The 21,913-nt window shown below is 42.9% G+C and carries 19 protein-coding genes; 10 read left to right on the top strand and 9 right to left on the bottom strand.

The features are described from left to right. Positions 1-98 precede the first annotated feature (98 nt). From QNI24_RS14690 to QNI24_RS14670, 5 genes are all read left to right on the top strand, one after another. Complete coding sequence (locus QNI24_RS14690) at positions 99-791, top strand: response regulator transcription factor (protein ID WP_267177171.1); 693 nt, start codon at positions 99-101, stop codon at positions 789-791. A 3-nt stretch (positions 792-794) separates the two neighbouring features. Then, the gene (locus tag QNI24_RS14685) at positions 795-2,075 is read left to right on the top strand and encodes a sensor histidine kinase (protein WP_267177172.1); all 1,281 of its coding nucleotides are present in this window, start codon (positions 795-797) and stop codon (positions 2,073-2,075) included. Positions 2,076-2,428: 353 nt separating this feature from the next. Further along, the gene (locus QNI24_RS14680) at positions 2,429-2,746 is read left to right on the top strand and encodes a hypothetical protein (RefSeq protein WP_267177173.1); all 318 of its coding nucleotides are present in this window, start codon (positions 2,429-2,431) and stop codon (positions 2,744-2,746) included. A gap of 174 nt (positions 2,747-2,920) precedes the next feature. Further along, positions 2,921-4,681: a hypothetical protein gene (locus tag QNI24_RS14675; protein WP_267177174.1), complete on the top strand. Its 1,761-nt coding sequence runs from the start codon at positions 2,921-2,923 to the stop codon at positions 4,679-4,681. Between the two features lie 69 nt (positions 4,682-4,750). Then, positions 4,751-4,975, top strand: coding sequence for a hypothetical protein (locus tag QNI24_RS14670; protein ID WP_267177175.1), 225 nt, complete (start codon positions 4,751-4,753; stop codon positions 4,973-4,975). 88 nt (positions 4,976-5,063) lie between these two features. Here QNI24_RS14670 and QNI24_RS14665 read toward each other — a convergent pair whose 3' ends face one another. From QNI24_RS14665 to QNI24_RS14650, 4 genes are all read right to left on the bottom strand, one after another. Continuing rightward, positions 5,064-6,386 (bottom strand): hypothetical protein, encoded by a 1,323-nt coding sequence (locus QNI24_RS14665; protein WP_267177176.1) that lies wholly within the window; start codon positions 6,384-6,386, stop codon positions 5,064-5,066. A gap of 44 nt (positions 6,387-6,430) precedes the next feature. Next, positions 6,431-7,438 carry a hypothetical protein gene (locus tag QNI24_RS14660; RefSeq protein WP_283708756.1) on the bottom strand — a complete coding sequence of 336 codons (1,008 nt, stop codon included), beginning with the start codon at positions 7,436-7,438 and terminating at the stop codon, positions 6,431-6,433. Next, entirely contained in the window at positions 7,425-9,359 is a 1,935-nt protein-coding gene (locus QNI24_RS14655) for an energy transducer TonB family protein (protein WP_267177178.1), read from the bottom strand. The genes QNI24_RS14660 and QNI24_RS14655 overlap by 14 nt, the downstream gene beginning before the upstream one ends. A 299-nt stretch (positions 9,360-9,658) precedes the next feature. Continuing rightward, positions 9,659-9,895 (bottom strand): hypothetical protein, encoded by a 237-nt coding sequence (locus tag QNI24_RS14650; RefSeq protein WP_267177179.1) that lies wholly within the window; start codon positions 9,893-9,895, stop codon positions 9,659-9,661. 199 nt (positions 9,896-10,094) lie between these two features. On the opposite strand from QNI24_RS14650, the gene QNI24_RS14645 reads away from it, so the two are divergent. Together QNI24_RS14645 and QNI24_RS14640 are read left to right on the top strand one after the other, a co-directional pair. Next, positions 10,095-11,039 carry a hypothetical protein gene (locus QNI24_RS14645; RefSeq protein WP_267177180.1) on the top strand — a complete coding sequence of 315 codons (945 nt, stop codon included), beginning with the start codon at positions 10,095-10,097 and terminating at the stop codon, positions 11,037-11,039. Between the two features lie 24 nt (positions 11,040-11,063). Then, positions 11,064-13,421: a beta propeller repeat protein gene (locus QNI24_RS14640; protein WP_267177181.1), complete on the top strand. Its 2,358-nt coding sequence runs from the start codon at positions 11,064-11,066 to the stop codon at positions 13,419-13,421. Between the two features lie 508 nt (positions 13,422-13,929). Here QNI24_RS14640 and QNI24_RS14635 read toward each other — a convergent pair. Next, positions 13,930-14,166 (bottom strand): hypothetical protein, encoded by a 237-nt coding sequence (locus QNI24_RS14635; RefSeq protein WP_267177182.1) that lies wholly within the window; start codon positions 14,164-14,166, stop codon positions 13,930-13,932. Between the two features lie 128 nt (positions 14,167-14,294). Here QNI24_RS14635 and QNI24_RS14630 point away from each other — a divergent pair, with 128 nt between their 5' ends. Then, positions 14,295-15,665: a hypothetical protein gene (locus QNI24_RS14630; RefSeq protein WP_283708755.1), complete on the top strand. Its 1,371-nt coding sequence runs from the start codon at positions 14,295-14,297 to the stop codon at positions 15,663-15,665. Positions 15,666-15,836: 171 nt separating this feature from the next. Continuing rightward, positions 15,837-17,360 (top strand): glycine-rich protein, encoded by a 1,524-nt coding sequence (locus QNI24_RS14625; RefSeq protein ID WP_267177184.1) that lies wholly within the window; start codon positions 15,837-15,839, stop codon positions 17,358-17,360. Between the two features lie 103 nt (positions 17,361-17,463). On the opposite strand, the gene QNI24_RS14620 is transcribed toward QNI24_RS14625, so the two are convergent. The 4 genes from QNI24_RS14620 to QNI24_RS14605 all read right to left on the bottom strand — a co-directional run bounded on the left by QNI24_RS14620 (position 17,464) and on the right by QNI24_RS14605 (position 21,442). Then, positions 17,464-18,519, bottom strand: coding sequence for a hypothetical protein (locus QNI24_RS14620; protein ID WP_267177185.1), 1,056 nt, complete (start codon positions 18,517-18,519; stop codon positions 17,464-17,466). Between the two features lie 6 nt (positions 18,520-18,525). Beyond that, positions 18,526-19,107: a hypothetical protein gene (locus tag QNI24_RS14615; RefSeq protein ID WP_267177186.1), complete on the bottom strand. Its 582-nt coding sequence runs from the start codon at positions 19,105-19,107 to the stop codon at positions 18,526-18,528. A 92-nt stretch (positions 19,108-19,199) separates the two neighbouring features. Beyond that, a complete protein-coding gene (locus tag QNI24_RS14610) occupies positions 19,200-20,924 on the bottom strand; it encodes a tetratricopeptide repeat-containing diguanylate cyclase (protein WP_267177187.1) in 1,725 nt (574 codons plus the stop codon). A 188-nt stretch (positions 20,925-21,112) separates the two neighbouring features. After that, positions 21,113-21,442: a hypothetical protein gene (locus QNI24_RS14605; protein ID WP_267177188.1), complete on the bottom strand. Its 330-nt coding sequence runs from the start codon at positions 21,440-21,442 to the stop codon at positions 21,113-21,115. Positions 21,443-21,602: 160 nt separating this feature from the next. On the opposite strand from QNI24_RS14605, the gene QNI24_RS14600 reads away from it, so the two are divergent. Then, complete coding sequence (locus QNI24_RS14600; protein ID WP_267177189.1) at positions 21,603-21,872, top strand: hypothetical protein; 270 nt, start codon at positions 21,603-21,605, stop codon at positions 21,870-21,872. Positions 21,873-21,913 lie beyond the last annotated feature (41 nt).

The following is a 21,913-nucleotide window of genomic DNA, read 5'->3' as shown; positions in this document are numbered from 1 at the left end:
GGCTGTGCCTCAGTGTGCATGAGGTTATAATCAGGTCAATTGAGCCAATACAGTCCTGTGCTGTTGACCATAATCATAAGCCGAGACAACCATAACTGATGCAAGCTGAACACAATTTATCCGTATTAGTGATTGAAGACCAAAGAGAAATAGCCCATAACATCAGTCGCTATTTTGAACAGCTGGGTTACCTCACGGATTTCGCCTACACTGGCACACAAGGTTTAAACCTGGCTTTAGAAAACTATTATGATGTGATTATTCTAGATGTGATGTTACCGGGTTTGGATGGCCTGATGGTGTGTTCAGTGATACGCCAAAAATCCAAAAGACACATTCCGATCATCATGTTAACCGCCCGAGACACACTGGATGACAAGATTCAGGGATTTGAAAATGGCGCCGATGATTACCTGACCAAACCTTTTGAACTCAAAGAGCTGCACCTGCGTTGTCTGGCCCTGGCTAAGCGCAACGGCTTCAACAAAAGCAGCGTGATCACCATCGGTGATTTGTCAGTGGACTTACAACAACAAACCGCTCATCGCGGTGGTACTTTGCTTGAATTGCATGCCATGGGGTTCAAGCTGTTGGCATTAATGGCTGAGGCTTATCCCCGCGAAGTGACCCGCTCTGAAATCAGCCAAAAACTGTGGGGTGACGAGCCCACGGAATCAGATGCCATACGCAGCCACATTTACCAGTTGCGTACAGTGGTGGACAAACCCTTTGAACACGCCATGATCAAAACACACCACGGCATCGGCTTCTCACTGCAGGCAGCAGATTGAATCATGGTCAGCACCAATCAAACAACCAGCCTAAAAAACATCATCATCCGAAACTTCATTGGATTCGCGGTGTTCAGTGCTTTGTTGTTCAGCGCCGTTAATTTTACGATTGCTTATTCGATTGAAGATGAGTATTTTAATTTACACCTCCAAGCCGAAGCAGACTATTTGGCACAACACCACGCCGAGCATGGGGTGTGGCCAAAGCCCAGATTTTCTTACATGACTTTTTATGCCACCAGCACTGATTTCCCTGATGAGATCAACCGAATCCTGGCGGAAGAACCACAGCGGGTTGAGCTCAAAGGCGCCAATGGTCGTTATTTTCACATCCACCGCTTCAATCAGCACAAAGGGCCTTTTTTAATCTCAGAAGTCAGTGACATGTTGATGGTGCGATCGCACACTCGCTTTATCATAACGGCATTGATCATCATCGCTGCATTGGTCACGTTACTGGCCGTATACTTTGCCTTCAGGCTGGCGATGAGAACCGCCAAGCCGATGAGTCAACTGGCTGATTCCGTGGCCTTGTTGAAACCCAATAAATTGCCTGAAGACTTTCCATCCAACCAACCCGAGAATGAAGTCAGACAATTGGCTAAAGCCATTCAACAGTTGATCACACGGGTCACCTTTTTCATCAGCAGAGAACAGCACTTTACCCGCGACGTCAGTCATGAACTCAGAACCCCCATAGCGGTGGTCAAAAGCTCAGTTGAGTTACTGTTGCAACAAGCCGGACAACTGAACAAGCAACAACTGGAAACACTCCGTCAGATTGATTTTGCTTGCGTTCAGATGGAACAAACTGTGGTGACCTTGTTGTCGTTGGCCAGAGAGAAAACCCAGCAGCCTGTTGCTGCCATTAAATTATTACCGGTGGTTGAAAAAGTGGTTCTACAACAGTCAACACACCTGCAGGATAAAGCGGTTGATGTGGTTATTGATGTCACTGCAGAGGCCCAACTCCTGATGCAGGAGGCTGAACTGGTCATTTTATTATCCAACTTGGTTGGTAATGCCTTTCAACACAGCCAGGAAGGAAACGTCACCATCCGATTTCAGGGCAGTGAGCTGACCATCACTGACACCGGCAAAGGCATTGATCCCGCGCTTCAACCGCATGTCAAAGAACCTCTGATCAAAGGTGCCGACAGCTCGGGTTTTGGGATTGGCCTGTCTTTGGTCAACAGGCTTTGTGAGCATCAGAACATATTCTTTGAAATCAGCTCCAATGACCAAGTAACCACAGCCAGTTTAAAGAATATGCCTATTAAATAAATCATCAAAATCGATGGGGTCAGATCAATTAGGTTGTAGACGTTGATTGTTCCAGGGTGATGACTTTAATCAATCATTCAAAGATCAACGAAATAAAAGCCGCTGATCTTTTTTTTGCACTAAAAATCTAACAAAGCTTTGTTGAAATCCGCTAAAGAGATTAAAACCCGCACTGCCTGGCTTTGTGGTGATTGTTTTTTTGTTGCTGAAAATTGTCACTTCGGTTGTTGTTATTCGCTTTTTTACAAAATTTCAATGGCTTATGGCTGCATCAGTGCAATTAATTCACTTAATTACTGGGTGCGGGGGAATGGGTTCTATAATGGTTGGTTCACTTCACATCAGTTAAATCAATGAAAATAGCTTTATCGTTCATTTTGTTGTTGTCATTGGCTTCATCGTCATTGGCCACAACCACTGCCGCCAATAGCGATGCAGCAAAGCGGGTGAAAGCTAAGTTTCTGGTCAGTTACAAGGATATGTGTGTCACTGGTGGTCAAGAACAGCAGTTAGATCAAGCAACGATTGAAACAAAGTGTGCTTGCCAAGTGAAACAGTTTGATGAAAACCTAACGGGTGATGAAATCATCCGCCTGTTCTCATCATCAGACAAATACCTCTACCCCAAATTAAGAAACAAAGCCAACACTCTGATTAAGCAGTGTGGTTGAACTTCATATTAATTCATAGTGAGCAACAAGAAAGTGGACTTGGCTCAGCCTGGATAAAAATACTCAAAGTCTTAATTTTATTCTGATATTTGTGATTTTTAGGTTTTTTATAATATGAGTCAACACATTGTTATAAAATGCCTGTATAAGTAAAAAACTAGACGGATCTATATTATGAAAATAACAATCAAAAAACTGATAATATCACTATGCATAGTCTTAACGTTCAACGGCTTCGCCCAACAAGCACAACTCAGCCCAACCGAAATTAAAAGCTCAAGCAGTATCTCATTCGATACTAACTTAAGACCTGAACCTTCAGATAACTCGGTTGAGAGTAACTTAATTGGTAGAGCAGTATCTATTTCGAATAATCGAATTGCTGTCGGTGCACTGAGTACACAGAATAAAATTTCTACAGGTGCTGTCTACATTTTTGAATTTGATGGTAGTAATTGGACACAAACCGCAGAAATCACCCAGAATGACAGTCAAGATGATGATTTTTTTGCAGGGGCTATCAGCCTCGATGGTGATCGACTTGCTGTTGGTGCGTATGGTATGGATGAAACGGAAGTCAACGCAGGTGCTGTTTATGTCTATGTTTATGATGGAATGAACTGGATTTTAGAACAAAAATTCAGCCCAAACATACAAGTTCAAGATGAATACTTTGGTATTAGCATTAAACTCCAAGGTGATCGTATACTGATTGGTGCTACAAGCCTAAACAGCACCGGTGCAGCTTATGTTTTCGAACTTGAAAATGACAGTTGGACCGAACAACAAAAAATAATATCTACTGATATTGAACCCAGTGATTTGTTTGGTTTATCACTGGACCTAGACAATGATCGGGCAATTATTGGCGCCTACTACAACGACACTTTTAATGGTGCCGCTTATGTGTTTGATTATGATGGTAAAACATGGACAGAAACTGAAAAAATCACCTATGACCTATTCCCAGGCGCAGATTATTTTGGGCGTGCTGTCAGCCTCTCAGGTGATACAGCCATGATAAGTTCGACATTACATGATAATTCGGGTGGTGCTGTGTATGTTTATGAGTTGATTGATAATGAATGGCAACAAACACAAAGGCTTAACCGCTTGGTTGGTTCAAGTTTTAATGCATTCGGTGTTAATATTGATTTAAAAGATGACTTGGCATTGATTGGCGCACCCAGATTTGAAGATGATTTAATTGAATATGGGGCAGCCTATGTCTTTAAAAAAACAGGAACGAGCTGGCAACAAATTGCACTGGTTCGAGACGTCAATAGTGGTCATGGTGACAGATTTGGTCAAAGCATTGGCCTGAGCTCGGAAAAAGTTGTGGTTGGTGCCACTGTGGCCAACACCAACGGCCCCGCCTCAGGTGCTGCACAAGTGTTTGATTTAGATGATAAGTTGATTTTCCTCAATGGATTCAATGAAGCTGCACTCGATTGTTTCGGTGTGGAGCGTCCAATGGGGCTTATTCCCGTGAATGGCTCATATCAATTCTTTAATGATGGTTTTGGTTTTGGGGAGTCAACTAACAGCCGATTCTTAGCTCCGGTCAGCACCAATGAATACCTTTCATTGGCTGAATTTTCATTTTCCGATGCAGACACAAGAAGACGAATTGTTTTCAACGACGCGCCTACGTCCGAAAATCTCATAGATGAAGCCACCATATCAATCAGTCAATGTCCTGGAGATTTCACTGAGTCAGCAACGTGTGTCATACCAGTTAACAATAATAGTAATGTATTCTTCTCAACTCGACCTTCTGATCTTGGCGATCCCCTGTATTGTGTTTTAGATCCCGAAAAAAGCTATTACTTCAACTTGATAATGTCCCCTGATCCCTTTAACACAATTCCCAGCTGTGATGAGCCAACTGACACCCAGTGTTCTGCTTTTTATGCAGAAGCTTTAATGAACTGAAACTCATACAAAAGTAAAAAATGACTAAATAACAGTGAATGGCAAACTCTATATTCAATTTTGCTGTGGGTGAAAACTAAATTTCTGGTCAATTACAAGGATATGTGTATCACCGGTGGCCAAGAGCAGCAGTCAGATCAGGTAGCCACTGAAACCAAGTGTGCTTGCCAAGTGAAGCAATTCGATGAAAACCTAACGGGTGATGAAATCATCCGACTGTTCTCGTCATCAGACAAATACCTCTATCCCAAATTAAGAAGCAAAGCCAATAACTTGATTAAGCAGTGTGGTTGAACACTGAATGAGATTCTGAACCAAAGCAACTCACTGCCCTTCCCTCAATTCATCAAGCATTCTGGGTATCATTTCTTGGTTTATATTTTCAATTCGAACCGATGATATTCAGGCACCTGAACCGGTCGTTATTTTCAGATAAACCATCATAACAAAGCTTACCATCCTTGATAAAAGGTGCGCTTTGATCGAAATGGTTTAAGTATGGTGTGTATCCTTGTTGGGCTTTTTCAATGACTTTTTCGGCTGTGCCTTGTTCTGTTATGGCCTGCAGCAGTTGAATCTTCATGTTAAGTTCAAAAAAAGCGGTTTTCAGCTTGAGGTAGGTTCCTGAATGACCGTCTATGAACAGCTGGTGGATACCACTGGCTGTGTTGCGGATTTTGTCATCTGGGACTTTAAAATCAAATTGCTGGTGTTGGTTTTTAAATGCTTGGGCATCGAGTTCATCCAGAGCCAACAGCGGCTTAACTATATATGTGTAATCATTGTTGAGGCTTAAATTGGGCTTTGAGATTGCGATTATAGCTGCTGAATTTATTACACTTAATATTGGGTCATTCTCAGCTGATTGACCATAGAGGCGATCGTTGTAGGCCATCAGCATTCGATAATTTCTGGCTCTCTGAGCCATTAAAGTCGGCTTCAATGACATTTGTTGTTCAGTGAAGGGTGTCACTACGGCTTTTACAGTTGTTGCATCGATCTTCCTTTTTTGTATCAAAAAACTCAGTATGTCTATGCTCCTATTGAACATTTGAAGCGTAAATAATTTTGGCATTGCATTTTTTGAGGTTACCAGCCAACTTTTTAAAGTTTGGTGTTCTATCAATAGCTGATCGATTAATTGCCCCTTATCATTGAAGGCTTGTTGAATGACTGCCTGATGAAAATATTTTTGTAGGAAAGCCACATACCTCAGTTGCATTGAGGTGTTTTCTGCAAGAAATTGTGGAACTTGTTGGTAGTGCTGGTATTGGATCAGCTCAAGGTATGTATTCAGGTAGGCGCTGTCTTGATCGTTATGGCCTATTTGCTCTCCTGCCTTGAACTGTCGGTAACAATGTTCGTAACCATGCTGACAGGTCAACTCAATGTCTGGCACATGTAGTTCACCTGGCCTGGGTTCTCGCTGGTCGCCAAAGGGCTCAGCATTTTTGTATTCCAGCATGCTTTGGTATTCATCGAGACCTGTTTCATACGGGGTTTTTGAACCAGTCGCTAGGCCCATCAAATAGATATAGGCATTATTTTCAATCTGATCAGGGGTTTGGTGAGCCAGTATTTCTTTGACTTCTTCACGCAATTTATCATCCACTCCAATCAAAGCAATTGATTTACCCGTGTTCCAGATTTTTAAGAAAGCAGCTTTCTCTTCATCGGTGTAAGTGCGTTCAGCATTCAGATTCATGCTGATGAGCAACATAACAGGTGCCAGTATGTGAGCAACCTTTATCATTGGTAAAGTTCTGCGAATAATTCTTGTGACTTGATTTCTTTCTGCCACAGGCTTTCTATGGCGTAGTCGTAATTCATAATGAAGTCATCGTCTTCACTGTAAAAGTTAATTCCATCCATAAACCATTTGTCCTTGTTGTTGTTCAGTATATTCAGCACTTTGCGGCATTGATCAAGGTATGAAATAAAACCATCAACTGTCTCCACTAGTTGGTCCAATGTGTAATCTGGGGAATATATGAAGTTTTCTACTATTTGTTTATGAACTTTTGGAGGCAAGTCCAGTGGTCTCAATCGCTGATTAATCTCTGCTTCCATTTGTACCATCAGCGCTTTGTACTCAAGACTGGTATCGATTGTGTTTTGAATGATTTTTAGCCTATTTTCATAAACCACAGGGTCGGCTTTAAGCATGGATGGATCTAAAACATCTTTGACCATAAATTGTTCCAGATTGATGTACCAATTATCAGTGACTTGCATGATTTCTTTGAGGTAGTCTTGTTCAATTAACAACACTTCCTTATCAATGCCCTCTGCATTTTCTAGTTGTTTAGAAATACCAGAGAATAGATTTTCAGAGAATCGTTCATAAGCAACACCGGCATCATCGAAAGACAGGCGCTCATTTTTGATGGTTTCATCAAAATCAGTTACCGCTTGTTGCATCTCTTCAGCTGCTTGGTTAATTTGGTAAGCTTTGTAGTAGGATGTCAGCAGACTGAAAGATATATATAAGACCATCAAGTTAAAGCCCCACTCGCCAACTCGGTCGTTCTTCATTGAAAACAGCCAAAGCAGATAACCCACAATGATGCTTAGTATGGCTGCGCCTAGGATTTTGCCCAGGGTTCTACCAAGCAAATAACTGCTGAATTCATGAAAAGTAAACAGTAATATAAAAGCCAATGCGATGTAGCCAAATAAAAACACATAATTTAATTGAGTAAGAAAAAATGCTTTGTGCGGTGACTCCTTTAGTTCATTGAAGTTACTTTTTTCCATCATTCATTAACTTTTCAAGTGAAATTCTTTGCTGTTTTCTGTCTTGCCAAAAAACCAATTCATCATAATGTGTGATTCGATCGACTCCATCGTATTCATAGTGTGAAATCAGTTCACCCGTGTGAGAATCTATAAAGGTAATTTGATTGGTGCCGATAACTAATATTGGGTTATTGGGATCGTGGTTTTTCTGTGCCAACTGGAAGGCGTTTCGTCCCGTATTGATGAGTTGTTCATCGCTTAAATCTTTGGCATCAAAACTGGTGACATAACTGGTATTAATCCTCAACACAAAGACACGTTCACTGCCATTATTAAGAAATATGATGTTATCAGTGTCTTTAAAACTCTTTCCAGCATAAGACGTGTCATAACTTTCTGGGACTTTGATTGTTTTATTTTTCAAAACATTTGGGTGCTGCTGTCCAAATTTCAAACCGCCAAACCTGGATTTTTCAGTGGCGATTATTTTTCGTTCAGTCATGTCAGCCAACGCCAGTGCGGAGCCATGCTTTTCAGTTAAATAGAATTTACTCAAATCAGCGTTGGCATATGCCCCGGCGACGTTAAATGGAACAGCCAACTCAATGCGGTTTTCAGGTTTGAATATATTAAACTCAACAAACTTTTTATCGGCATGAACGATCAAACTTTCATCACCTGTCGTGCGATCCACCTCCACTAAATTATAATCACCTACTTTGTATTCGTTTTCAGTCAGAAGCGTAAAAATCCCTTTTTCAAGTTTGGCCACCTTCAAATGTTCACCATCCTCAGCAACTCCCATAACGACCCAAGCTTTGTTCTCACCGATGTCATGAGCAAACCCAGAATGCTTTGTGGTTTTAAAATCGCCAATGTATTCCAGGTCACTGAGGCGCAAAAACATCCGTCGAAATGTTGGGTCGTTTGATTCATATGCATAAGTGATTTCCAAAATGCCATCCAAATAATGAATGTCTTTGATTTTGGTTCTGACTGGAATTTCTTTGATCACACTGAAATCATCTGTGTCGATGATTTTCATAGTTGTTTTAATGAATTTACCTTTTACAGTTGAAACTTTTCGGGCCCAAATGTATTGACCATCTTGTGATGAAAGTGCCAAGCTATTCTTTTCAAGCTTTGTATCGTATTGTGTTAATTTTCCACTCGGTCCATCGATGGTGATGAATTTGGGTTGTTTTTTTCCAACCAAAGCCATTAATTGGTTGTCATTTTTATGGGTAAAAAATATGTCATATCCAGGGCCTGACTTAGTTTGTGATACGTGTGGTACATCAACGTCATGCAGCAACTCCAAACCTATTCTGTTGTAAATTTTTACTTTGGCTTTTTTCTTTGAGGTGCTGTGGTAATAAAATACATAGGGGCTGGATGGTGAGCCTGCCATTAATCCCCAATCCACATCCGAATCAGGCATGATTATTTTTTTGATTGTCTGACCAGATGCTTTCTCAGTCACTATCATGGTGCTTTTATAATCACGGTTTTTTTTAAATCGATTCAAGCTAATACTGATTTCATCTCCTGAATACTTTTCAAGGTCATAACCAGCATCAAATTGGCGATCATTTTTACCTTCAAATTCAATAGTTTGGGTGGCAAAAATTCTGACTGGTTTGCCATTCACTGTATGTGGTTTGAATTTAAACTTCAAAATAGCAGCAAGCGCAACCCTGTCATAAAGTTTTGCTGGTTTTGATTCAATGACATAAGGGTTTTCAACCGCACCTTTTTCGGTGATTTCAAACTTGATGGTGACGAAACCTTCTTCAATGTTATTGGCGTTCATGCCTTTGGGTAACTCAGGTGTAACACGCATAATTGGTACCACTTGCGTGACTACATCCTCTGCCGCGGCTGAATGGTTTGATAAGGTTACTGTCAGCAAAACTAATATAAAATTAATTCGATTCATCCATTTCATCCTTTAATAATCGAGGTGTCCATTCTACTTAATTAAAAAAATAGATGCGATGCTATATTGATGATTTTCATGCTTGTTGAGAAAATACTCACAACGTTTACAGTGTATGAATCACCATCATCTGAATATTTTCAGAACAATGAAATGAAGTCAATTTCATAATAGGCCCTTATTAAGCGATGATTTCATTCCCGGATAATAAGATCCAGCTGACTTCGGCTTATGCAGCAGCGTATTTTGTGGCATGTGGGTGCTGTGGCGAAGTCAGTTGGAAATGGCTTTAACTACCTTCAATTCAGTTCAATTAATTCGAGTTCTAAATCTTCATCATCTGTGGCTGATGTGATGCTTTGACCGTTGACGTCGATGTCGGCAAAGTTCAGGCCGGCAATCATCGACATGTTGATGCCCAGCTGGACGCCAGAGGCTTCCATGTCGTGGTGTATTTCTTGTTGGGTTTTTGATGCGGCAATGGCCAAGTACTGCGCGGTGGCTTGTGGGCTGAGCTTAATGACGAGTTGTTGCATGGCTGTTCTCTGTTATTTGAAAACTTGATTATCCCTGCGCCCGTTCGCAAAACTTGAGAATACAAAATTTTTTTTCATGACTATTTGCAGATTGTATTTTCACGCACAAGTGATAATATGAACATCGGATTAATTCGGAATTAAACTAGGTAAATTCCCAGAATAATCTTTCTTATCAACAATTTCAAAAGGAAATCCGATGAAAAAAATTATGACTTTATTAAGCATTTTTGGCATGAGTACTGCTGCCAACGCTGATGAGCCTGTTGAACTGAGGACAGGTATCATTCTTGACCAATCATCTCAGACTGTAGTTGCTATGTTACCTGAAAAAGGTATTACAGCTATTGATGTAACCAGCGGCGAGACCAAATGGTCTTCGGCGATCGCAGATAAACCTTTGGTCATTAAAAACGGCCAGATATTGAGCCAACAACAAGTCAATAAAAAAGGGTTGCTGGCGCTGGTTTATCAGTCCGTAAGCAATGGCAGTGTAACAAATACTGTTGAGGTAAATTTACCACGCGATGTGATGGCCAATGTGGTCAATACCACCGGCACAGATTTTAAAATTGCCATGAATCAAGCCAGTCAGGGTAATCAGCTCGAATGGTCTTTCAGGGGTAAGAAAGTCCGTGGTGCAGCGCCTGATGTTGATGAACTTATCAACCAAGGTGTGAACCTTAGCTCAAGCGAACCAGGCATCAAAACTGGTTTTATCGGTATTGATTTTAATAATGCAGCAGCCACAACCTCTGCCACAAACATAACCAGAAACAAGAATAGCAGAGCCATTGAGCAACGTGTTTTACCACAAATTACTGGACGCCAGTTCCTGTCGCAAGACGGCAAGCATGTTTTGGCCAGTGTTCGTGTACCCAGTGATAGAGAAATGAAATACAACTGGGGTATTTACACCCGTTCGGGAGAGTTATTAAGTTCTTTACCTGCTGATTATTCATATGCACCTTTTGTGGTTACTGGCAATCTGATGTTGTTCATTGCGCCTGAAACAGGTCGTGTGGTTGACAACAAGTTAACCAATAACGCGCCGATGTTAACTGCGATTAACTTGCAGAACCAACAAAAAGTGTGGCAAAACGCAGTGCGTTCAACCAAATATTTCGGTCAACTTCCACAATAACGTCAAACTACAAAGGATCTTAAAATGAATATAATCTCAAAAATAAAAATTCCTGTGATTGGTTTGACTATGCTGTTCACAGTCAACCAAACCATGGCACAAACCCTAACCAAAGAAGGACCCTCGCCTTTTGCTGGCGGTCAATCTGAGGCAGATAATGACAATCAAGTTGGAGCGGTTAATGCCATTGCGGCCCACCCTAGCAACCCAGATATCATTTATATTGGCACGGTCAATGGCGGTGTTTGGAAAACCACCAACGCAACCGTCAATACTTCCAACCCCAGTTGGACCTCACTGACCGATTTTCAGGCCTCTTTATCAATTCAGTCATTAGAGTTTGATCCAACTGATCAAACCAGTGAAACACTGGTAGCAGGTATTGGTCGGGTCAGTAGTTATGGCCGCCTCGGTGGCGCCAGAACTGGCTTATTACGAACCACTGATGGTGGTGCCAACTGGACTGCTCTGACCGCATTAACTGGCTTGAACATAGCTGGCATCGCGCCTCGGGGTTCGGTGATTGTGGCAGCAGTTGACAATGATGATTTTGGCTTCAACTGTAACAGTACAGGTATCTTCAGATCTACTGATACAGGTGCGACATTCAACCAAGTCACCAATGGTATTTCTGGAGGCAGTGTAGATGCACTGGCTTCTGATCCCAGTGATGACAGTATTTTATATGCCAGTATCGTGCGCGCGACCAGTGATTGTGGTGGCACTACAGGTATTTATAAAAGTACTGACACTGGCACCAGCTGGACTAAAATCAGTGATGCGGCAATCGACAGTGAATTGGTAGATTCAACTGGAACACATGTTGAAATTGCTGTGGGTGAGAACAACAATGTTTTCATTGGTATAGCGGCCAATGGCAGTCACAGCGGCATGTTTTATTCAGCTGATGGCGGTGCCAATTTCACCGCGATGGATTTACCAGGCACCATGGAGCCTGATGATTTCTTCGGTATCCACCCAGGTGGTCAAGCCTCGATTCATATGTCGATGGTTGCGGATCCAAACAATGACACATTGGTTTATATCGGTGGTGACCGACAGCCCTCTGATAACAACGATGGTTCAACAGGCGGTTTTTCGTTTCCAAACTCAATAGGTGCACAAACATTCAGTGGCCGCTTATTCCGTGGCGATGCTTCAGCTGAAAGCGGTTCACAATGGCAGCCTTTGACTCACGTAGGCACAGCCAACAACACCTCAGCTCATGCTGATTCACGTGACATGATGTTTGCGGCCAATGGCAACCTTTTAGAATCTGATGATGGTGGTATTTATGTCAGAACTTCACCAGAGGATAACACCGGTGATTGGTTTTCATTGAATGGTGACTTACAAAATACTGAAGTTCACTCAGCTGATTATGACAGCAATGCCGACATTCTTGGAGGTGGCGCCCAAGATAACTCACAAGGCAGTCAGATCATCTCTGGCGTGCCAGTTTGGGACGTCTTACTCGGTGGTGACGGCGGTGACTTTGATGTCGATGTGGACACACTGTCAGGCAAAGGACAATCGATAAGGTATACCAGCGCGCAAAACCTGGGTGGCTTCGTACAAGTTATCTACAATGCGGATAACAGTTTTGCTGGTTTCAGTTTCCCCGCATTGACAGTTGTCAGTGGTGATGACAACCCAATTCCACAGTTTGTACAACCTGTGGCTATTAACTCGGAAAACCCAAGTCGCATCGTTTTTGGCTTCAGTAACCGAGAAATTGATGGCGATAATGACGGTGATGATGGTGGTTTATATGAATCATTTGATCAAGGCACAACCATCAGTCAGTTAAGCCCCAATGGCATCCAGGCTTTTGCCTTTGGTCCGACCTCTATTGTGGCTGGTGCACCGGGCAATGAAGAACAGCTGTATGTTGCTGCTGATACTGATCTGTATCGACGCACCACTGCTGGACAGGATTTGGTTTCTGTGTTCAGTTCTGCTGATTTATTAGTAGGTGTTTCACAACACACTGTCAATGCTGATGAAGCAGCTATTGTTGAATTATTCGGCGGTGTTCACATCACTGACGACGGTGGTGATAACTGGACCGATGTCAGTGGTAACTTAGATACATTCAATCCTGGCAGGCTGTGGACTGTCGCGAGGGTGGCCAACCCATTTGGTGGAGATGATGCCCTGCTGGTTGGTGGCGATCGTGGGTTGTTCATCGCTGATGAAGCGTCAGGCTATACGCAATGGTCAATTCTGACCACTGATTTACCCAATGCCTTGGTGATTGGATTGAACTATAACCCAGCTAACAACGAGTTATTCATAAACACCATCGGTCGAGGCACCCTGTCATATGAAAATTTATTTGACGGTAATGACCTGATCTTTGCAGATGGGTTTGATGGTTAAATCATCTTAAGTATTGCAATAAATAAACAGCCAATATCTTCAGGTGTTGGCTGTTTTTTTGCAGCAAAATTAATATATCTTAGAGAAGCAAGTTGGCCGGAAAAGTTTGCTTGTGAACTTCAGACTGCGATCAGCGTTTTTTTATCTTTGGTATTTAATCCCAGCGCATGCATGGCGGTGTATACCGTCAGTTGAGAACGCTGCGGTATGTCCAGAAATCGTAGGGTTTGTCTCAGGAAATAGGCGCCTTATTACCAGAGTGTAAACAATACGCATGGCGTTTTTTTTACACGATTAATTTGGTCAAACCGGGCCATGCTCCAACATCATTACTACTCATCTAACACAGCTGAACGAATCTAATGTCACCTGATGCGATAATCAAGAGAGCTGGATGCCAGCCTAAGATTTAAAAAATCCAGCTGACTCCGGCTTATGCAGCAGCGTATTTTGTGGCATGTGGGTGCTGTGGCGAAGTCAGTTGGAAATGGCTTTAACTCATTTACTTTCAATTCAGTTCAATCAATTCGAGTTCTAAATCTTCATCATCTGTGACAGATGTGATGCTTTGACCGTTAATGTCGATGTCGGTGAAGTTCAGGCCGGCAATCATCGACATGTTGATGCCCAGCTGGACGCCAGAGGCTTCCATGTCGTGGTGCATTTCTTTTTGGGTTTTTGAGGCGGCAATGGCCAAGTACTGCGCGGTGGCTTGTGGGCTGAGCTTAATGACGAGTTGTTGCATGGCTTTATCTCTTAAGTAAAAATGTCATTATCTGCTGCGCTTTTCGCAAATCATGAGAATGGTTTTATGAATTTATTACTTTTCATGTTTTTTTCATGTTTTTTTCGGCTTTTTTTCAGGTATAAAAAATGGCGTTTATATACGCTGGTATTTTTTATCAAGAAGGAGTCTGTATGTATCAGCAAATATTAAAACAAGTCATTAGGGGCAGCCTGTTGCTATGCCTGTCAGGCGCATCAATCGCCGGAACACCCAACGCGCAAGCAACAGTTTTTGAGGTTGGTTTTGATGATTTGGTAGCGGGGACATTTTTAGGTGAAGGCGGTTCAAATGAAGGCGAACCGAGTGATTTAAGTGCATTAACGGCAGAGGTCTTTGAGGAAGGTCCCAATGATAATGCCATAATGGTTACCTATGAAACGCCCTCTAACAACGCTTCAAACCTGCGATGGGATTTCATAGGTGGTGATGAAATTACTGAGGGCTTGGTGCGAATAGCTTTTCAATTCACGCCTTCGGATTTAGATCGTTATAGTTTTGGTGTCAGAGAAGGCGGTGGTTCATCAAGGATTTTCTTGGGAATGAACTATTTCGACAACGGTACATTTTCAGCCAGTGATGCAGCTGGCAGTATCACTTTGATTGATAATAACTACGATGCTGATGTAGTTCAAAATATAGAAATTGAATTTGATATGGATGTGGGGACCAGTCAAATGACTATTAACGACATTGTTTTATTCTCAGATCGCGAGCACGGTATTGATGACCGTGGCGTTGGGCGCTTAAATACCGGTTACTCAGGTTCTGCAAACAACACACCTTTTACCTTAGATAACATTGAAGTGCGTGCGGTGATTGATTTACCTTTGGTATTGGATGTTGATCTTGAGGACAAAGTGCTAGGTGATGCCATTGGTACAGGCGGGCCTAATGAGAATGAACCTGTTACTATTTCATCGAACATATACACAGAAGTGGTTGAACTGGGGCAAGATAACCAAGGGCTTTACCTTGAGAAGTTAGCTGGTTCTGCTGTGTCTTCACGATGGGAATTTCTGGGTGGCAGTGAATTCTTAACTGGTTTGGTAGTGGTTGAAGTTGATATGTTGTTGGATGGCACTGGCAGGTATGTATTTAGACTGAGAGAGAATGGTACATCTGGCTCTTCATTTTTTAATATGTCCTTTTCAGAGACGGGAAATATTTCAGCCAGTGATGCCAATGGCTTTGTCGGTATTTTAGGGACCTACCAAGCCAATGAGTTGTTTGTTATTAAACTGGTGTTTGATATGGACACGGGTCGATACTCGGTATTTCTTGATGGTTTGATGGTGGTTGAAGACCGCGAACATGGCGTCACCTCTGGCAGAGGTATAGGTGCTGTGCTCGCTGGTTTCCAGTCCAATGCCATTGATAACAGTTCAATGATCATTGATAACCTGCAGGTTGGGGCCGAAGACTATTCTGACGTTATATTCAGTGATGGCTTTGAGTAAAATACAACTTTCTAAATGATTCAATCAGCACCCCTTTTTGATTATTAATTGGGGTGCTTTAACAGACAAATGTTTAATTGTTTTTTTGAATTTTCCTAGAATTTGATTTATTATTACAAATAATGCAAACAGGTGTTTGTATTAAATATCTATAAATAAAGGGGAAATAAAATGAAACAATTATCTGTGTTCATCACGGCTGTGCTGATGATGGCATTTTCTAATCTAGCCTATTCACAACAAACATTCGATTTCACTGGTGCGGCACAAACTTATGACGTACCCAACGATGTCAACTTACTCAAAGTAGAAACTTGGGGTGCCCAAGGTGGTGGTTCTGAGGCCTGTGATACCAATGAGAATCAAGACGATGGCGGCCTGGGTGGTTATGCAGTTGGCTATCTGATGGTGACACCGGGTGAAACATTAAATGTTTATGTCGGCGGCAAACCGGGTCAAGTTAATGGCACAGGCTCACCTGGCGGCTTCAATGGCGGTGGCGCCAGTGGCCAATACGGTGGGGCCGGAGGTGGTGCCTCAGACATCCGTATGGGTGGCAGCGCGCTGGAAGACCGTGTGGTGGTGGCTGGCGGTGGCGGCGGTGGTAACACCGGCTGTCCTGATCACGGTACTGGCGGTGCTGGAGGTGCTTTGATAGGCGGTGATGGCATTACATTTTTAAATCGTGTGCCTGGCCTCGGCGGCACCCAAATGGCAGGTGGTGCTGCAGGTGACAGCCCAGGAACTGCTGGCACCCTGGGTCAAGGCGGCGGTACATCAGGTGATGACTATCACATTGGTGGCGGTGGCGGTGGCTACTACGGTGGTGGCGGCGCCTATGCAGCAGGCGGTGGTGGTGGTTCATCATACATTGATGGCCTATTGAACGGCAGCACTGAAGGGGGTGTCAATACCGGTAACGGCAAAGTGGTTATTACCGCACTTGATCCTTATGAATTCACCGGTACACCGCAAGTTTACGAGGTGCCAGAGGGTGTAACATATGTCAAAATGGAGACATGGGGCGCCCAAGGTGGTGATTCTGAGGCCTGTAATGTAGCAGAAAATCAAGCCGATGGCGGCCTGGGTGGTTATGCCGCGGGCTATTTATCGGTCACACCTGGTGAGTTACTGTATGTTTATGTCGGTAATAAACCGGGTCAAGTCAATGGCACAGGTTCACCCGGTGGCTACAATGGCGGCGGCGCGAGTGGCCAGTACGGTGGCGCTGGTGGTGGTGCAACTGATATCAGACGCGGCGCCACAGAATTAACAGATCGCATCATCGTCGCTGGCGGTGGTGGCGGCGGTAACACCGGCTGTCCTGATTATGGCACTGGTGGCGGTGGCGGTGGCTTAACCGGTAATGATGGTGTGCAGTTAGAAGATTTTGTTGCCGGTCTGGGTGGCACTCAAATCGCTGGTGGTACTGGATCAGGTGACAATGGGTTTGATGGGTTTGGTGAAGATGGCTCTCTGGGCCAAGGCGGCAATGGCACCATTACCCCGTATCACTTTGCCGGCGGTGGCGGTGGCTACTATGGCGGTGGTGCAGCTTATGCTTCTGGCGCTGGCGGTGGTTCATCCTACATAGATGGACTAGATGCTGCTGAAACCATTGGCGCTGTGAATGCCGGCGATGGTTTCGCGCTGATTACACCAGTGGATTTGATTTTTGAGGATGGTTTTGAATAAACCGAATCAGAGTCACTTTGTAATACAAAAAACCCAGTGCTTCAACACACTGGGTTTTTTTGTGGGTGAATAAGTGATGAAAGGACTGGGTTAAAAGGTTCGTTCAGCGCTTTTTAACCTCGGTAATTAACCCCAATGCATGCATGGCGGTGTATACCGTTAGCGGGTAGCGCTGTGGTATGTCCAGTAGCCGTGCGGTGTGTCTCAGGGAATAGACGCCTCTGGACCATAACGAAATGATGCGCATGGCATGTTTGAATACAATCAGTTTGGTTAAATCAGGCCAGGCAGTGATTTTCACCGGGGCATTGAAGTTGGTGTCTTGGGGGATTTTCCCCTTGCTGGCATTGATGCTGCTGAGCCAGACAAAAGGTTCATAATCAAAGGGATACAAATTATCCAACCGGCCTTTTCTCAGTTTAGGAATAAACACCTGGGTGTCTTTATAAAATGGAATTTTATGGATGTTAACAATTTCATCAGCGCTCTTATCGTGGTAAATGATTTTATCTTGGGCATTGACGAAGAAGGTGCCGTAGACAGTTTTGATACAGGCTGGCTTTTTCTTTTTCTGTGATAACAAAAAACCTTTGCCAAGGTAATGAAAAAAGTAATTCTCAGGATTGAATAATACCGTATGCAATTCACCAGCTTCATCAAAATCAATATCTGTATTAAGGCCAACGTATTTTTGGGCATAATAACGGTTGGTCTCGAAGCGAATTTGTTCGGGATTAATCGCATTGGATAAGTGGGTGTTGTAAATCAACTTGGCAGATTTTTGTTTGTTTTTGCGTTGCATCCTGACTTTCAATGCGACATAAAATGCATCTTTGACACGAAACAAATATTCGCTCAAGTTACGGTTTCTGATTGGTTTGTGAATAACTGTGATTAGGTCAGTTTCTTTCCAGTCCGCCAGTTCAGTTAAAACAATCAGCGGTATTTCAGCAGTTTTCAAACGCTCAACCAAAGCTTCAATGGCTATGCCCTCATCGGCTTGTTCTTGGTTATAAAAACAAACATCAGCTTGCATGGCATCAGCGATGACCTCAATTTGATATCCGGGCTTGTTGAATCGGGTGAGTATGAGTTTTTTAGAAATTTGATCGAAGTTCTGAAAACTGATTGTAACTTGCTTGGTTTTGCTATCAGCCATGCTTTTTTATACCCCTTCGGACGAAGATTTTAAGGCAAAGGTTGATTTACCACGACTGCTGTCACTGATGCCAGGAGCCGCAAAATACAACAAAGACTCAACCAACAAACTCACTTCTTTTTTACTTTTAGGGTCAATACTGAAAACCGGTGCTGCTGCATCTAATTCAACCAAACAGGCCCTCACCTGCTCTTCAGCCAGTTTTACCGCGGTGTAATCTTGGCCTGAAACGGCCACAACCAGGGCATGGCGGCGCAGGTAATTAATGTGCTTGGCCAACATATCAGCAAAACCAAACAAAGCATCCTCACTGTCTGCATTCAATAGCACCATCATGCCTTTGAATTCTTTGTTGGTGGGGCGATTGATGTAGTCAAAAAGTTCTTCACTGTTACCGCCGTAAAAATCAAGGCGGTGATCTTCATCCACTTCCAAGGAACCGAAGCGCATGGGCACCACGATTTCAGTTTTTCGATCTGGACCGATGTATTTGTGTGTGATTTCGCCCTCAGGTCCAAAACTGATGCATTGAATCAACTGTTTTATGTATGTGGGTTCGCCAGTTACAACGATGTTATATGGTTTCATTAATGAAGTATTGGTGGGTTACGATTTTGAATTTCTCATCCTACTCAGGTGGGTTATTGTAAGGCTGAATCATTGATGCTGACAATATTTTTTTATTGGCTGATTGTCAGTTGGTTTCTACCATTAGATTTACTGCTATAAAGTGCTGCATCTGCTTCATCCAACCAAGCATCAATCGATGTCCACACTTGATAGGGACTGAGCCCTGCACTCGCTGTGATTGATAACTCTGGGTGCGAGTCAATGGTTATGTCATTGATTTTTTGTAACAGGTCTTCAATCAAAACCTTTGCTTCCTGACCACTTAGTTCAACCAACATGATGAGGAACTCCTCCCCACCCCAACGGGCACAGCATGCTCCTTTTGGTAACCATGCCAGCATGGTTTTTGACAGCTCAATCAAAACTTGGTCGCCCATTGCATGCCCATACTCGTCATTGATCTGCTTGAACCAATCCACATCCAGCATGACGGCATGTTGTTGTTCATTCTTTGTTGTTGAGTTGATCGCACTGTTCATTAAATTCATCATTTCACGCCTGTTGTATAGTCCAGTCAGTGCGTCGGTTTTGGCTAATTTTTCGTTGGCCTCTTTGGCCTCGCGCATGGCTTCCAAGGCATCTTGCGTGTGATGTTGTTGTTGGTGCAGTGCTGAGAGCACTTGTTTTTTGCTGCGCAATAAATAAAGTGCCACCAATAACATGATGATCAGCACGGCCAAACCTGCCATAGTTAACCTTTGGTTGGCTAAATAGAGTTTGTTTTGTTGCCTTTCAAACTGCAGTTGGTTGCGGGTTTGTTCAACATCATTAAGCGCCCTGACTTCATCCAGTTTCAGGGTCAGTATTTCAGCATTGATGGATTCTACCTGCTGCAAATTTTCTGCAGAAACAGTCAACGCTTTTTCATATTGATTGGTAGATTGGTACAGTTCAATCAGTGCTTTGCCCAAATTCAACTGTGATTGTGACAAGCCTTGTTCAGCTGCCATCAGGTAAGCACGTTGGGTGACACTGATAGACTCTTCAAAATCACCTTGTTGTTTAAGCATGTATGCACCAGCCTCTAAACACCAAACCAAATAACTTTTTAGGCTTTCTTCACTGGCATACGCTAAACATGCAGCATATGTCTCAGCTGCTTCGTCAAATTTATTGGTATCGACTAACAATTCAATTTTATTGACTGTGGCTGACATGTAAGTTGTGGGGCGGTTAAGTTCAATCGATAGTTGCAGGGCTGATTTCAGATATTCTTCAGCTTGAGGGTACTGCTTGAGCTCAATATGAACCGCAGCCAAGTTGTTGTTTACTTTGGCTATGTCATTCATCGACTTGATGGCCTTAAAATTTGCTAAAGCCTCGGTAAAAAAATTCAGCGCCAGTTGATGTTCACCGGAACGTAAGTGAATGGCAGCGATCATGTTGGTGACTTGGGCTTGGGCTGCTGTCAAACCATTGTCTTCTGATATGATTTTTGCTTTGAGTGCATAACTCATGGCTTGATCAAATCCACCCATGCGATAAAAGTTTTGTCCCATCAAACGCATAGTCAATTCTTTGATGCGGTTATCTTCTATTTCATCAAAAGCTGCTTCAACAGCGATTAAAACTGTTTGCGATTCTGCGAAGCGGTTTAAATAATACAGTGCTTTGGCTTTTATCACTTCAATGTGCCTGAGCGTTTCAATGTCGTATTTTGAAACTTCCATTGCATCGACTTTTGCCAACAACTGATCAGGCGCTTCATATGCCAAAGCATTGAGATTCTCAAACTGGATATTTTCCGAGGCACATAAAGGGCTTATGACAGTCAACAACACCAGGCACATCAAAATGTGTCGGGAACAGCTTGAAAAAATAATAATTATCGAGGTAGTAGTAAACCCTACGGCATTCATAATCCTTTGGTCTTTCTCTATTTACTTCTTGTGGGTAAAATCGCTTGTTCTTCATAATATCATATTTTTTTGCTGCTCAGTAAACATCAAGTTTGGTGTTTTCATCAACCAATACTTTTCAACATTTTCATACTGAAATTAAATATCACACACAAGTGACCTGGCGGATTATGACTGAGGGTGATGGGCTTGTGGGTTTGGGCCAGTTTAGAGGCCCGCACGTCCCTGATCAATTTATCCAATGCATACTTCTTTAAATCTTTTTTCTTGAACATGATGCTCTCACCACGCATGCCATCAAGCTGCCAGGTTTGGTAACAGGCTGGGATGTCGTTGAAGGTACCATGGTGCTCGAATTGAATGGTATTGGCCACCCGATCAACTGATTGATTGGGAATGTGTGGTTGTATTCTTGCTTGGTTTTTGGCTCGCATATGCTGCTCCTTTGTTATCTTTATCAATAATATAGCCAGCTTAGATAACGATATTCTCAAAACATGAGAACGGCCTTAAAAATAGGCCTAAAGTCATGAATTTGACATAAATACGACATCGTTTATTGAAAATATTCACAAATAACTCCAAAATGGCGGTATGAATACAAAACTGATTCACAGCATTATTTTTGCCTTGTTGTTGGCTCTGACTGCGCACGAAGCGCATTCGGCAGTGTCACACGATGTGGAAGCCTGTGAAGTCTGTATCCATGTCCAGTCAAATGATGATGCTGTGCCCGCCTCGGCAGCCACTTATTTGTCAATGGAAACCGCCATTGCCATCAAGTGTAGCGGCAACTTCAATGCATTCATCAAACCAACCACTCAACATACTGATCTCATACGTGGTCCACCACAACACTCATAATTCACAAATCAACAAAACCGATTAATTGATTGTGCCTAAGG

The organism is Marinicella marina, from assembly GCF_030065545.1.
In the GTDB taxonomy this organism is placed as follows: domain Bacteria; phylum Pseudomonadota; class Gammaproteobacteria; order Xanthomonadales; family Marinicellaceae; genus Marinicella; species Marinicella marina.
Note: the sequence above shows the minus strand (reverse complement) of the source record. Positions and strands in the feature narration are given on the sequence as shown.

Coding starts and splice junctions, on each gene's coding strand:
- QNI24_RS14690 (WP_267177171.1), top strand. CDS start 99: ATGCAAGCTGAACACAATTTATCCGTATTAGTGATTGAAGACCAAAGA.
- QNI24_RS14685 (WP_267177172.1), top strand. CDS start 795: ATGGTCAGCACCAATCAAACAACCAGCCTAAAAAACATCATCATCCGA.
- QNI24_RS14680 (WP_267177173.1), top strand. CDS start 2,429: ATGAAAATAGCTTTATCGTTCATTTTGTTGTTGTCATTGGCTTCATCG.
- QNI24_RS14675 (WP_267177174.1), top strand. CDS start 2,921: ATGAAAATAACAATCAAAAAACTGATAATATCACTATGCATAGTCTTA.
- QNI24_RS14665 (WP_267177176.1), bottom strand. CDS start 6,386: ATGAATCTGAATGCTGAACGCACTTACACCGATGAAGAGAAAGCTGCT.
- QNI24_RS14660 (WP_283708756.1), bottom strand. CDS start 7,438: ATGGAAAAAAGTAACTTCAATGAACTAAAGGAGTCACCGCACAAAGCA.
- QNI24_RS14655 (WP_267177178.1), bottom strand. CDS start 9,359: ATGAATCGAATTAATTTTATATTAGTTTTGCTGACAGTAACCTTATCA.
- QNI24_RS14650 (WP_267177179.1), bottom strand. CDS start 9,895: ATGCAACAACTCGTCATTAAGCTCAGCCCACAAGCCACCGCGCAGTAC.
- QNI24_RS14645 (WP_267177180.1), top strand. CDS start 10,095: ATGAAAAAAATTATGACTTTATTAAGCATTTTTGGCATGAGTACTGCT.
- QNI24_RS14640 (WP_267177181.1), top strand. CDS start 11,064: ATGAATATAATCTCAAAAATAAAAATTCCTGTGATTGGTTTGACTATG.
- QNI24_RS14635 (WP_267177182.1), bottom strand. CDS start 14,166: ATGCAACAACTCGTCATTAAGCTCAGCCCACAAGCCACCGCGCAGTAC.
- QNI24_RS14630 (WP_283708755.1), top strand. CDS start 14,295: ATGGCGTTTATATACGCTGGTATTTTTTATCAAGAAGGAGTCTGTATG.
- QNI24_RS14625 (WP_267177184.1), top strand. CDS start 15,837: ATGAAACAATTATCTGTGTTCATCACGGCTGTGCTGATGATGGCATTT.
- QNI24_RS14620 (WP_267177185.1), bottom strand. CDS start 18,519: ATGGCTGATAGCAAAACCAAGCAAGTTACAATCAGTTTTCAGAACTTC.
- QNI24_RS14615 (WP_267177186.1), bottom strand. CDS start 19,107: ATGAAACCATATAACATCGTTGTAACTGGCGAACCCACATACATAAAA.
- QNI24_RS14605 (WP_267177188.1), bottom strand. CDS start 21,442: ATGCGAGCCAAAAACCAAGCAAGAATACAACCACACATTCCCAATCAA.
- QNI24_RS14600 (WP_267177189.1), top strand. CDS start 21,603: ATGAATACAAAACTGATTCACAGCATTATTTTTGCCTTGTTGTTGGCT.